Annotated in this window: 8 protein-coding genes; 5 read left to right on the top strand and 3 right to left on the bottom strand. The window is 38.9% G+C overall.

Annotated features, from left to right (window positions below; translation table 11 throughout):
- The first annotated feature begins 16 nt into the window (after positions 1-16).
- The gene (locus tag VPAR_RS07080) at positions 17-634 is read left to right on the top strand and encodes an SAP domain-containing protein (protein ID WP_012864711.1); all 618 of its coding nucleotides are present in this window, start codon (positions 17-19) and stop codon (positions 632-634) included.
- 158 nt (positions 635-792) lie between these two features.
- Here VPAR_RS07080 and VPAR_RS07075 read toward each other — a convergent pair whose 3' ends face one another.
- Positions 793-1,212 (bottom strand): hypothetical protein, encoded by a 420-nt coding sequence (locus tag VPAR_RS07075; RefSeq protein ID WP_012864710.1) that lies wholly within the window; start codon positions 1,210-1,212, stop codon positions 793-795.
- Positions 1,212-2,135 carry a LysR family transcriptional regulator gene (locus VPAR_RS07070; RefSeq protein WP_008602616.1) on the bottom strand — a complete coding sequence of 308 codons (924 nt, stop codon included), beginning with the start codon at positions 2,133-2,135 and terminating at the stop codon, positions 1,212-1,214. The genes VPAR_RS07075 and VPAR_RS07070 overlap by 1 nt, the downstream gene beginning before the upstream one ends.
- Positions 2,136-2,521: 386 nt before the next feature.
- On the opposite strand from VPAR_RS07070, the gene nifJ reads away from it, so the two are divergent.
- The 3 genes from nifJ to VPAR_RS07055 all read left to right on the top strand — a co-directional run bounded on the left by nifJ (position 2,522) and on the right by VPAR_RS07055 (position 9,325).
- Positions 2,522-6,058, top strand: coding sequence for a pyruvate:ferredoxin (flavodoxin) oxidoreductase (nifJ, locus tag VPAR_RS07065; RefSeq protein WP_012864709.1), 3,537 nt, complete (start codon positions 2,522-2,524; stop codon positions 6,056-6,058).
- Positions 6,059-6,318: 260 nt separating this feature from the next.
- Entirely contained in the window at positions 6,319-7,935 is a 1,617-nt protein-coding gene (locus VPAR_RS07060; RefSeq protein WP_012864708.1) for a methyltransferase regulatory domain-containing protein, read from the top strand.
- A gap of 361 nt (positions 7,936-8,296) precedes the next feature.
- A complete protein-coding gene (locus tag VPAR_RS07055; protein WP_012864707.1) occupies positions 8,297-9,325 on the top strand; it encodes a helix-turn-helix transcriptional regulator in 1,029 nt (342 codons plus the stop codon).
- A gap of 46 nt (positions 9,326-9,371) precedes the next feature.
- Here the strand turns inward: VPAR_RS07055 and putP are convergent, their stop codons facing one another.
- Positions 9,372-10,859: a sodium/proline symporter PutP gene (gene putP / locus VPAR_RS07050; RefSeq protein ID WP_012864706.1), complete on the bottom strand. Its 1,488-nt coding sequence runs from the start codon at positions 10,857-10,859 to the stop codon at positions 9,372-9,374.
- Between the two features lie 316 nt (positions 10,860-11,175).
- Here putP and recQ point away from each other — a divergent pair, with 316 nt between their 5' ends.
- Entirely contained in the window at positions 11,176-13,044 is a 1,869-nt protein-coding gene (recQ, locus tag VPAR_RS07045; RefSeq protein ID WP_012864705.1) for a DNA helicase RecQ, read from the top strand.
- Positions 13,045-13,137: the final 93 nt, after the last annotated feature.

Genomic DNA, 13,137 nt, shown 5'->3' with positions numbered 1-13,137 from the left:
TTGAGGAGACAGAATATTGAAAGAGTGTAGACCTAAGTTTGATGAAATTACATCATTTGATGAATTTAAAAAATATTATTGGTATCGTGATGAACTTTCACAAATATGTAAATCATTAGGATTAGAATATAGGGGAATAAAACAAGAACTCAATCATATTATTGAGCAGTACTTTAAAGGCAATTTAATTAAAAAATCATCAATAAAAAATAGAAAAAAACAAGTGGAAAATATTACTTTAGATACACCATTACTTGAATGTAATTTTTCTTTTAATACGAAGTTTAGAGAATATTTTTCTGATTTAATAGGTGTTTCACGATTTAAATTTAATGCTGATATGGCTACTGCTTGGAGAAAAGTAAAAAGTGAAAAAAATATTAGCTTTACCATTGGAGATTTGCTGAAAGTATATTATGGTGAATCAGATTATGCAAAGTATGACAATTCGGCTTGTCAATGGAATCAATTTTTTAAGGATTTTTGTGCAGACGAATGTAGTGGCAATTATTCGAATAAATTAAAAGTAGCATCTATTATTTGGAAAGAAGTTAGAGATTCAAAAAATGAAAAAATCTATTCAAAGGATCTTTTAAGTGAATATGCATATAAATTAGAAGCGTATCGCAAGTAGAAGTAACTTGTCATTGCAGAGACGTATGGGAAAACTAGCAATTAAATTTATAATAGAATAATGATAAAAGCACCTTATATCCTATGAGAAGAGTCATTTGTGATGACTTTTGTAGGTATATAAGGTGCTTTTATTTATTCCTGATTTCTTTATTGATTTTATTTTGTTACATCAGGCACTTTCCCAGGATTCATATCGAGGTTTAGATCTGTGGATTTGAATGGGTGTGGGTTTGCCTCTGGTGGTTGTACTTTGAGTTCTGGATGCAACCATTGTAATTGTTTTAGTTCCCAGTCGTACTTGGCACCGTCATTTTGTAGCTGACGAATATCTTTTAGGATTTCGTCTAGTTGGTCGCTATGTTTATTAGCCATCCCTTCAAGAATGTAAAGACGACCTGCTACACTGTCGATGGTAGAGCCATCGTGGTCTTCATCGACACGCCATTGTAATTCAGAGATTTGTATTTGCTGGAATATGATAACGATAACCAGCACAATGATAACGCCCCACATGGGCGCTTCTTTAGCTTTCAAAAGGGCTCGCAATTTACATGCGAGCCCAGATGGTTTGTTCATTATTGACGATCCTCGAGTTGTAATCCAGGTAATGGTAATTTGGAGTTTACGAAGTCTAACCACAAGCGAGAAGCGTGGGAGAGGTAATGACCCTTTTTCCAAATTACATAAAGGGTATGAATAATTTCAGGTACGAGAGGTCTTACGACAACCTTAGAACCAACCTCCGTATTTTCACCTACCTCAGGGCAGAGGCGAGATGGTAATAATGCAATAGCAAGGTTTGCACTAACTGTTTGTAACATGAGATCACGTTGGCTCGTTTCAAACACGATATGCGGTTGGAAGCCGGTGTGTTTACAAGCTTTGATGATTTCATCATGTAAGTTGAAATCGTCTTTATGCAATACAAAGGATTCATCAGCTAGCATTTCTAAGCGAATTTCTTTTTCTTTTGCCAAAGGGCTAGATTTAGGAATGATAACGGATAGTGGGTCACTTGTAAGGTAGAAAGATTCAAATTCTTTAGGGTTTGGTTTAGTACAGATGATGCCAATATCGATTAAACCTTCCTGAACGCTGATCTCAACCTTTTTAGAACCTTGTTCGTAGAGTTCCAATTCGATTTGTGGATATACTTTTTTAAATTCACCTAATAACTGGGCAAAAATGGGAGCATCAGTAATTGGTGGAATACCAATTCTGATGGAACCTTGTTCCAAACGAAACTCGTTTTCAAAATCAGTTTTTAGATGTTCAAACATAAACACAACGCGTTTAGCGTGGGTTAAGAAGATGGTACCCCCATCAGTAAGTTCTACAGATTTAGCATTACGCATGAAGAGAACAACACCAAGTTCGTCTTCTAAAGCTTTAATTGTACGGCTGATTGCAGATTGGGAGATGTGTAAATTCCTTGCAGCCTTACTAAAGCTTTTTTGATCAGCTACTTCAACGAAGTATTTCAAATGATGAAAATCCATAATTAACCCCCTAAAAATAAAACTTGGTTATAGGACGTGACCTAACTAAATGAGAATAGTTATTACTGTAATGCAATTAGCTATTACTTTATGTAAAGCATGGATAGCAATATTGGCAAAGCGACAGTCACTGTATGTGTTGCGTTGATAGGGCCCAGCACGTTATAATTAGCATATAGGGCTATATCAAGTTATGATATTAGGAATTATGGTTGTGCCCATCACAAAAAAGTATGCTCACACATAATGCCATATTATATATAACATATATATTATTGCATTATTTTTTCATGTGCGCAAGTTTGTAATGGTTGTTATTCCTAAACATAATGATAGATTAAGCAAGTGTTCTATTTTTGCTAAATGCTTAAGGAGGCAATAATCACATGAGTCGTAAATTTAAAACTATGGACGGCAACCAAGCGGCTGCTCACGTTTCTTATGGTTTTACAGAAGTTGCTGCGATTTATCCAATCACTCCATCTTCTCCAATGCCAGAACACATTGATGAATGGGCTGCATCTGGTCGAAAAAACATCTTCGGCAACACTGTTCAAGTTGTAGAAATGCAATCTGAAGCAGGTGCTGCTGCTGCAACCCACGGTTCTTTACAAGCTGGTGCATTAACAACAACTTTCACATCTTCCCAAGGTTTGTTATTGATGCTTCCTAACTTATATAAAGTAGCAGGCGAATTACTTCCAGGTGTATTCCAAGTAGCTGCTCGTGCATTGGCTGCACATGCTTTGGCTATCTTTGGTGACCACCAAGACGTAATGGCTGCTCGTGCAGCTGGCTGTGCTATGTTAGCTGAATCCTCTGTACAAGAAGTAATGGACTTGTCCGCTGTAGCTCACTTGACAGCTATTAAAACTCGCGTACCTTTCATCAACTTCTTTGACGGTTTCCGTACATCCCACGAAATTCAAAAAATTCAAATCTGGGACTATGAAGATTTAAAACCATTGGTTGACATGGATGCTGTTAAAGCTTTCCGTAAAAATGCTTTGAATCCAGATGCTCCTGTAACTCGTGGTACTGCTGAAAACCCTGACGTTTACTTCCAACATCGTGAAGCATCCAACAAATTCTACTTGAACGTTCCTGACGTTGTAGAACACTACATGAACGAAGTTAACAAATTGGCAGGTACTAACTACCAATTGTTCAACTACCATGGTGCTCCTGATGCTACTGACGTTGTTGTAACTATGGGCTCTTCCGCTCAAGTTGTAGAATCCACTGTTGATTACCTCAACAAATTGGGCCGCAAAGTTGGTTTTATCAACGTTCATTTGTTCCGCCCATTCGCAACAGATCGTTTGTTGAAAGCTCTTCCTAAAACTGTAGAACGCATTGCAGTTCTTGACCGTACTAAAGAACCAGGTGCTTTGGCTGAACCATTGTTCTTAGACGTACAAGCAGCTGTAGTTGACGGTGGCCGTAATGTAAAAGTTATCGCTGGTCGTTATGGTTTGAGCTCCAAAGACGTTATCCCTGCAGATATCGTTGCTGTATTCGATAACTTAGCTGCTGAAAATGGCAAGAAATTCTTCACATTGGGTATCAATGATGATGTTACATTCTTGTCCTTAGATCGTGCTGAAGGCGTAGAAGTTGAAACTCCAGGCTTGACTGAATGTAAATTCTGGGGCTTCGGTTCTGACGGTACAGTTGGTGCGAATAAATCCGCTATCAAAATCATCGGTGACCACACTGATATGTATGCTCAAGCATACTTTGACTACGACTCCAAAAAATCTGGTGGCGTAACAATGTCTCACCTTCGTTTTGGTAAAAACCCAATCAACTTGCCTTACTTGATTACTGAACCTCAATTCGTAGCATGTCACCGTCAATCTTATGTACATGAATACGACTTGATTCGCGGCATCAAAAAAGGCGGTACATTCTTATTGAACTGTACTTGGTCTCCTGAAGAATTGGATGAACATTTACCTGCTAAATTACGTCGTCAAATCGCAGAAAAAGAATTGAACTTCTACATCATCAATGCTGCGAAAATCGCTTCCGAAATCGGTTTGGGCGGTCGTATCAACATGGTAACGCAAGCTGCATTCTTCAAATTGACTGAAATCATCCCGGTAGATGATGCTGTTAAATACCTTAAAGAATCCGTAGTAACTTCTTACGGTAAAAAAGGTCAAAATATCGTTGACATGAACAATGCCGCTATCGATCAAGGCGTTGGCGCTTTGGTAAAAGTAGATGTTCCTGCTAGCTGGAAAGACGCTGTTGATAATGGCAATCATGCGGCTAAACCTGGTTGCGAATCTTGCCCATCTTTCGTTCAAAATATTGCACAACCAATCAATGCACAAGCTGGTTATGATCTTCCTGTATCCACATTCTCTGGCTATGAAGATGGTACATTACCTGCTGGTACTGCTAAATTCGAAAAACGTGGTCCTGCATTGTTCGTTCCAAAATGGTTGCCTGAAAACTGTATTCAATGTAACCAATGTTCCTTCGTATGTCCACATGCTACAATTCGCCCAATTTTGGCAACTGAAGCAGAAGTGGCTGCAGCTCCAGAACATTTCGATACAATCCCTGCATTGGGTGCTAAAGATCTTCAATTCCGTATTGCTGTATCCCCACTAGATTGCTTGGGTTGCGGTAACTGTGTTGATATTTGTCCAGCGCCTAAGGGTAAAGCTATCGTGATGACATCCATCGATACTGAAATCGAACAAGCTGAAGCTTGGAACTATGGTGTTAACCTTCCTGTAAAAGAAAATCCTATGAAGAAGGAAACTGTTAAAGGTTCCCAATTTGAACAACCATTGTTCGAATTCTCCGGTGCTTGCGCAGGTTGTGGTGAAACTCCTTATGCTAAATTGTTAACTCAATTGTTCGGTGACCGTATGATGATTGCCAATGCAACTGGTTGTTCCTCTATCTGGGGTGCGTCCATGCCTGCATCTCCATACACAACTAACCAACAAGGTCATGGTCCTTCTTGGGCAAACTCCTTGTTCGAAGATAATGCTGAGTATGGTTATGGTATGTACATCGGCGTTAAGAAAATCCGCCAACAATTAGTAGAATTGGCTTCTAAAGCAGTTGAAACTGCTACTGGCGAATTGAAAGAAGCTTTGGAACAATGGATTGAATTCGCTAACCTTGGTGCAGCTACTCGCCAACGTTCCGAACGTCTAGTGGCAGCTATCGAAGCTGAAGGCGCTACAACTCCTGAATTGAAAGAAATTCTTGAGAAAAAACAATTCTTAATCAAACGTTCCCACTGGATCTTCGGTGGTGACGGTTGGGCATACGATATCGGCTTCGGCGGTGTTGACCATGTATTAGCTTCTGGCGAAGACATCAACATCTTCGTATTCGATACAGAAGTATATTCCAACACTGGTGGTCAAGCTTCCAAATCCACTAATGTAGCAGCAGTTGCACAATTCGCAGCTTCTGGTAAACGTACTAAGAAGAAAGACCTTGGCATGATGGCTATGTCTTATGGTTATGTATACGTAGCACAAGTAGCTATGGGTGCAGATAAAAACCAATTGATGAAAGCTGTTGCAGAAGCTGAAGCATATCCAGGTCCATCCTTGATTATCGCTTACAGCCCATGTATCAACCATGGTATCAAAGCTGGTATGGGTAAAGCTCAAGAAGAACAACGTAAAGCTGTTGCAGCTGGTTACTGGGATCTTTACAGATACAACCCTCAACTTAAAGAAGAAGGTAAAAATCCATTCTCCTTGGATTCCAAAGAACCAACTGAAAGCTTCCAAGACTTCCTTAAAGGTGAAGTACGTTACGCTTCCTTGGCTAAAGCAGCTCCAGACGTTGCAGAAGAATTGTTCGCTAAAACTGAACAAGATGCTAAAGAACGTCGCTTAAGCTATGTTCGTTTACAAAAAGGTTTTGAAGACGTAAAATAATTCGTTATTTAACGACTGAAAACTATATGAGGCACCCTTTCGAGGGTGCCTCTTTTGTATGTAAATTTAGTTTTTCTAAATATCATATTAAGTATCTTCCATAAATCAGTTTATAGTGCTAGTTGCTATTGTATTATTTACGTATTAACTGCTTAAAACATAGGTAATATACTAGGAATTTGGTATAATGATAAGGAAACCATGCATAATTTTAGCAATACATATTTGGGATAATTCTAATATTAAATATAGAGGTACATATGGCTAAGGATAATACACAAATGACAACAGAAGATACGCAACAAACGATATATAAAGAGTTAGGATATAAATCCTATCCATTTCCTTTTACAACGCCGGCCTATTTAGAAGCATATGGTGCTCTTGTAGGGCTAAATACTCCACCTGCGAAGACAGCTCGTGTTCTTGAACTAGGTGCTACTTATGGTGGTAATATTATTTCTCAAGCCGTATATAACCGAGAGGCGACCTTTGTAGGCATTGAGCTTTCACAAGACCAAGTAGAGAAAGGCAATCAAATCATCAGTGATGCCAAACTAGACAATGTATCCTTGATACAAGGGAACATCTTGAATTTTGAGGAATCTATGGGGACCTTCGATTATATTATTGCACATGGATTCTACTCTTGGATCAATGATGAAATGAAGGATAAGCTGCTCAATATTATTTCTAATCATTTGGCGGATAATGGTATTGCCTATGTGTCTTACAATACGTATCCAGGTTGGCATACCATGGAAGAAGTACGTCAGCTCATGCTGTTTGCTAATCGTGGCCAACATAAGTTGACCCATAAGGAAAAGGTGTTGCGCGGGAAGACTGTAGGCAGTCTTGTAGGTGCTCAAATTCTTAACTATGATAATCTTAAAGAACGAAATAGTAAATTCCTTGGTGCATTGCGCTCTGTTATGCAAAAGGATGACTATTATGTAGGTCATGACCATTTAGAACCTCATAATGATCCATGCTATTTTTATCAATTCAATGACCACTTGAAAGCGCATAATCTTGCTTATGTATGCGATGCAGACCTTACACTATCTATGGTTCGTACCTATGATGAAAGTATAGCAGCTAAACTTGAACAACTGGCTCCTAATAGCCAAGCGGATCAAGAACAATATTTAGATTTTATACTAGATACAACATTCCGCAAGTCTATTATTTGTAAAGCTAGCGCTGCAAAAGATATCAACTATGCTATTGCGAATCCGGCTGAAGTGAATACAATTCCTGTACGTACTATTGTAAATAGCTTTGTTTTCCAAATTCTCTTTGATGAGGAAGCATTGGAAATGTTTGAAAATGAGCTCGTAAGAGAGACGTTCCAAGCGCTTATCAAAGATGGTGGTACGTTCAATATGATTGAGGCACTAGCTATTTTGAAAGCAGCCCATGAGGCAGCTCATGTATCTGATGATGAATTAGAACCTGCTGTATGTAGTTTATATCGAGCTGTAGTAGAGCATATGGTACGCGGTGGTATTCGCTTCTATAAAACATTCCCTGTAAAAGAAGAATATATGGAGGGCTTATCTTATATACCTGCCCGTTTTACAAACTTTGTAAAAGCTATTGTGAATGGTGGTAGTGAATATATGTATGGAGCAAATATGTTCAATGATGCTATTGGCGATATCTCTGAAGAAGATCTGTTATTTATGGAGTTGTTGAACAAACCAAAAGCGAAATCTACGGTAATTAAAAAAATTAAAGATGCTCTCTTTAGTGCAGATCAGACTCAATCTACAAAGCATCAAAATGCCATGGCTGAAGCTTTTTATAATGAATTAACAACGCGTATGGAACAATTGGGCTTTATTAGAAGTAAGAAAACAGGGAGTATTTCCTAATTGATAGAGCTCGTTATTTGATTGTATTGCTATGAAGTTGTATTATATTCATTCTGATTTCATAGTTAAAATAAAAACCCGTTACACTTATAATATTTATATGTATTAAGTGTTAACGGGTTTTATTTAATATAATTAAATTTACTTTTATTTTATATTTATTACTTTTAGTTATTTTATATTGCTGAAAAAGTATAGTAAATCGATAATTTTAATGAGGAAAAAATGAACCGTTCATGAAAGTATGGTATAATGTGTTTGGGTATTTTGTAAATATCATCCGATGTGTTGTGGATGATTCTATAAATTGTATTAGTTGATAAAGTTGTATTAATTGTATTATTTGTAAAAGGAGTCTTTTATGGCATCTAAAAAGGCTGTTCTAGTATACATACTGGAAATCCTGAAAGACGAAACAGATGCTAATCATACGTTATCTCAAGAGGAGATTCGCAGTATATTAGCCGAACGGTACGAGGTATCCGTCGATCGGAAAACCTTAGGCCGTCATTTAAATGATTTATATGAATCTGGAGATTTTAGTATTCAATGTGAAGAGTCTGCTGTGGGAGCAGATGGCACCATTCGACGTACTGATTTCTATATGATTCATACCTTTGAAGATTCTGAATTGCGATTATTGATTGATGGTATATTGGCATCTCGCCATATTACTGCATCTCAACGTAAAGATTTAATCGGGCGTGTTGCAAAATTGGGTAGCTCCTATTTTAAGCCTCATGGTATTGATATTGAAAGTAATACGGGGTACCTTCATAGAAGCCAAGATTTATTTCTTAATATTGATCTCATAGAAGAAGCAATACAAAAGGGTAGAAAAATTTCATTGGCCTATTGCCAACCAGATGTGGATAAGCGATTACATATTAATCTTGGGCCAGATCATAAGGAACGGAAGTATGTATTTAATCCATTCCAACTAGTAATGAATCGAGGACATTATTACTTGGTAGGAAATCACGAAAATTATGATGACATGTCTACATTACGCGTTGATCGAATTGCACATATTACGGTGCTAAATGAACGTAGAAAACCTTTGCGGGAGATAAAGGGATATCAACAACAACGCACCTTTAATGTGTCACAATACGTAAAGGAACATATTTATATGTTCGGTGGTGAATCTATTACTGTTACGTTTAAAGCTAGACGTTCCATCGTAAATCAAATTTTAGATTGGTTCGATGGCAATGTAGAGTTTACAAATATAACAGCTGATAATGTTGTATGTCGTGTACGTGTTAATCATGACGCCTTTAAATATTGGGCGCTCCAATATATGCAAAGTGTAAAGGTGCTTACTCCAGCTTCTTTAGTGACAGAAGTAAAAGCCGCAATTGAGGAAGGTTTACACCAATATTCATAAATAAAAGCTAGTTGATCGGTGAATCAACTAGCTTTTTTATGTTTTCTTATAGAATATGCATTTTTTCTGCTTCTCTATAGTCTTTTAGAACCGGACGTGGAGGCAATTTACCCATGAGGCTCACAATATAGATTGCGATAGAAGAGAGGATGAAACCTGGTACAATTTCGTATAGGCCAAGGAATCCAAATTGTTTCCAAAAGAGTACTGTCAAACCACCTACAACAATACCAGCGATACATCCGTGACGAGTCATACGCTTCCAGAATAGGGAGAATAAGATTGCCGGACCGAAGGCCGCGCCGAAGCCTGCCCATGCATAGGCTACCATCGTCAAGATATAGCTGTCTGGATCCATAGCCATATAAATGGCAATCAATGCCACTAGAAGTACTACGATACGGCTTACTAATACAAGCTCTTTATCGCTTGCTTTTGGATGGATGATATTAGCATAGAAGTCATTAGAAATAGCAGAAGCTGTTACTAATAATTGAGCAGATGCGGTACTCATGATGGCTGCCAATACGGCGGACCAGATAAGCCCAGCTACAAATGGAGTAAAGAGGCGTTCTGTCATGATGAGGAATATTGTTTCCGCATCAGTGCCTACTAACTTATCTGGCAGCATGTAAACATGACCGATGAGACCTACAGCAATAGCTGCCATAAGAGATAAGATAACCCATACCATGGCGATGTTCGTAGATTTCTTAAGTTCTTTCGCATCAGAGATAGCCATGAATCTAACTAGGATGTGAGGTTGACCAAAGTAGCCAAGACCCCAACCAAGAGAAGAAATTAGGCCGATAGCCCAAGTAAACCAATCAGACGGATTACCAAACAAGCTAAGTCCTTGTGGGAACTCATGTTGGATGAGCTGGAATGTTTCTATAAGGCCACCCATGTACATGGCTGCTGTAATTGGTACTGCCAAGATGGCAAAGAACATTAATGCGCCTTGAATACAGTCTGTCCAAGATACGGCGAGGAATCCGCCAAGGAAGGTATAGAATACGACGATACCAGCTGTGATAAAGAGGGATACGGTGTAATCAAGACCGAAGATCGTATTGAACAATTTGCCCCCTGCCACGAATCCTGATGATGTATAAATCAAGAAGAAAATCAAGATAAATAAGGCGGAAATGACAGCTACCGAATGAGACTGATCGTGGAAACGATTCTTTAAATAATCCGGTAAGGTCAAACTGTCACTGGCTACCTCGGTATGGTTGCGCAGGCGTCTAGAAACGAATTTCCAGTTGGCCCATGTGCCTAATGTGAGGCCTACGGCAATCCACACACCAGAAATCCCCGTAGTATACGCTAGGCCCGGCACACCCATGAGCATCCAACCACTCATATCTGATGCTTCCGCACTAAGTGCTGTAATCCATGGTCCTAATTGTCGGCCACCGAGGATGTAATCACCAATGCTGTTCGATTTACGATAATAGTAGACCCCGATATACATCATGAGTCCTAGATATAAGGCAAAGGCGATAATAATCATTAAGTTGTCTTGTGTCATGCCTATATAAGACCTCCTTAGGTTCTAGTTATATTCTATAGTATAGTAAATAATTTTTATTGTACCACATATTAGTACTTTAGAGGGTAAAAAATTGGTGATATCAATAAGATTCCTATATTAATTTAGGCTATATATTTTAGAGATACGCATTAGCTGATTACTTATGAAATCATATATTAATAAGCCCCATACCGAATGAAATATGATAAAATAAAAGAATGAAAAAACGATATTTCGTATTGAGTGTACGAAATATTTGTCAGTAGTAATCGAAATTAATACTTATATTTCTGGAACGTGAAAGGAGGACCCTATGGAACAACAGGTAGGCGGAAAACAAGATGTATCTAGACAACATCAAGTTGTGACGAAACAACAAGCATTGCGCATGTTGGAGACCTACTTTGGGTATACCTCCTTTAGACCAGCTCAAGAGGCTCCTATTGCATCCTTGTTGCGGAATGAAGATGTAATTGGAATCATGCCGACAGGGGCTGGGAAGTCTATCTGTTTCCAGATACCTGCGCTCTGTAAGGCGGGCTTGACTATTGTGTTTTCTCCTCTCATTTCTCTTATGAAAGACCAAGTGGATGGTCTCTTGGTGCAGAATATACCAGCAGCGCTCATCAATAGTACACTTACACAATCTGAGTTTAATAAGACCATGTACGAAGTACGTAGTGGTAAGATTAAACTCTTATATATTGCACCAGAGCGGTTGAGCTCTAATTTTTTCTGTAATGTACTGCGAGCGTTACCGATTGCTCAAGTCATTGTGGACGAGGCTCATTGTATCTCTGAGTGGGGTCATGATTTTAGACCGTCTTATCGCCTTATCGGTGAGTGGCTCAATTCATTGCCAAAGAGACCTATCGTGGGGGCTTTCACAGCGACGGCGACGAAATATGTAGAAAACGATATAAAAAAATTATTAGGCCTAGATAAGGCTAATGTATACGTGACGGGTTTTGATCGGCCTAATTTATCCTTCTCTGTTATCCGCACACCAAAGCGGATGGATTACGTTGTTCATTATGTGCGTCAGCACGCCAATGAAAATGGCATTATCTACTGTGCAACGCGCAAGGATGTAGATCGTGTGTATGAAAATTTAACCCGTGCGGGCATCAAGGTGGGACATTACCACGGAGGACTCAACGATGAGGTGCGCCGTGAAATGCAGAATGCCTACGCAGACGATAAATTGCAGGTTATGGTGGCGACGAATGCCTTTGGTATGGGTATTGATAAAAGCAATGTACGCTATGTACTACATTATCAAATGCCGCGTAATATGGAGTCCTATTATCAGGAGGCAGGACGAGCTGGCCGTGATGGGGCACCTGCTGAATGTATCTTGCTTTATAGTGGGCAGGATGTACAGGTTCATAAGTATTTGATTGAACAGTCTATCGAAACGCCGGAACGACAGAATGTGGAGCTACGTAAATTACAGTCCATGATTGATTACTGTTTCTGTAGTAATTGCTTGCGTAAATATATGCTTAATTACTTTGGTGAAAGCACCATTTGGACAACCTGTGATAATTGTAGCTCTTGTAAGGGCTCTGCTGATAAGGTCAATGTTACGAAAGAAGCAAAGGCTATTTTCCGTGCCATCATGGGCACCGATGAGCGATATGGGGCATCAATGATAACCTCTATTGTTCGCGGGGAGCGAACGGATCGTATTACGCGTGCAGGCCATGATGCTTTACCTGTTTTTGGTTTACTGAGCAATGTAGATGAAAAGTCAATTAAAGGGCTTATCCAACAGTTTGTAGCATCTGGATACTTACGTAGCTCTACAGGTAAATATCCTGTATTATCCTTAACGGCTGGTGCAGAGGAAGTGTTAGCCGGTCGCAAAGAGGTGGAGGAAATTAGACAACATGTATCTGTGCCTTCTCGCACTAGTAAGTCTGCTGGCTCAGTGGTGCGAGGAAAATCCAGCTCTACATCGGGCGGTTTATTTGAACATTTACGTCAACATCGCAAACGCTTGGCAGAAAAAGCGGGTCTTAGACCGTATCTTATCTTCCCTGATACAGTACTCATAGATTTGGCAAATTTACGACCTACAACATTAGGTGAGTTTGGCAATGTTAAAGGCGTAGGGGAAGCAAAGTTGAAAAAATATGGACTTACCTTTTTACAGGTCATTGCAGAATATAAGGGATGATAAATTTTACTGTATATATGGTAGTACTGTATATTTTTTAGTATGATAGTACTATATATTTTAGTGAGATAGTACTATATATTTTAGTAAGAT

Source organism: Veillonella parvula DSM 2008 (assembly GCF_000024945.1).
Taxonomy (GTDB): Bacteria; Bacillota; Negativicutes; order Veillonellales; family Veillonellaceae; genus Veillonella; species Veillonella parvula.
Note: the sequence above shows the minus strand (reverse complement) of the source record. Positions and strands in the feature narration are given on the sequence as shown.

Bases quoted from the DNA above. Each gene is read 5' to 3' on its own strand.
- VPAR_RS07075 (WP_012864710.1), bottom strand. From the start codon at position 1,212: ATGAACAAACCATCTGGGCTCGCATGTAAATTGCGAGCCCTTTTGAAA.
- VPAR_RS07070 (WP_008602616.1), bottom strand. From the start codon at position 2,135: ATGGATTTTCATCATTTGAAATACTTCGTTGAAGTAGCTGATCAAAAA.
- nifJ (WP_012864709.1), top strand. From the start codon at position 2,522: ATGAGTCGTAAATTTAAAACTATGGACGGCAACCAAGCGGCTGCTCAC.
- VPAR_RS07060 (WP_012864708.1), top strand. From the start codon at position 6,319: ATGGCTAAGGATAATACACAAATGACAACAGAAGATACGCAACAAACG.
- VPAR_RS07055 (WP_012864707.1), top strand. From the start codon at position 8,297: ATGGCATCTAAAAAGGCTGTTCTAGTATACATACTGGAAATCCTGAAA.
- putP (WP_012864706.1), bottom strand. From the start codon at position 10,859: ATGACACAAGACAACTTAATGATTATTATCGCCTTTGCCTTATATCTA.
- recQ (WP_012864705.1), top strand. From the start codon at position 11,176: ATGGAACAACAGGTAGGCGGAAAACAAGATGTATCTAGACAACATCAA.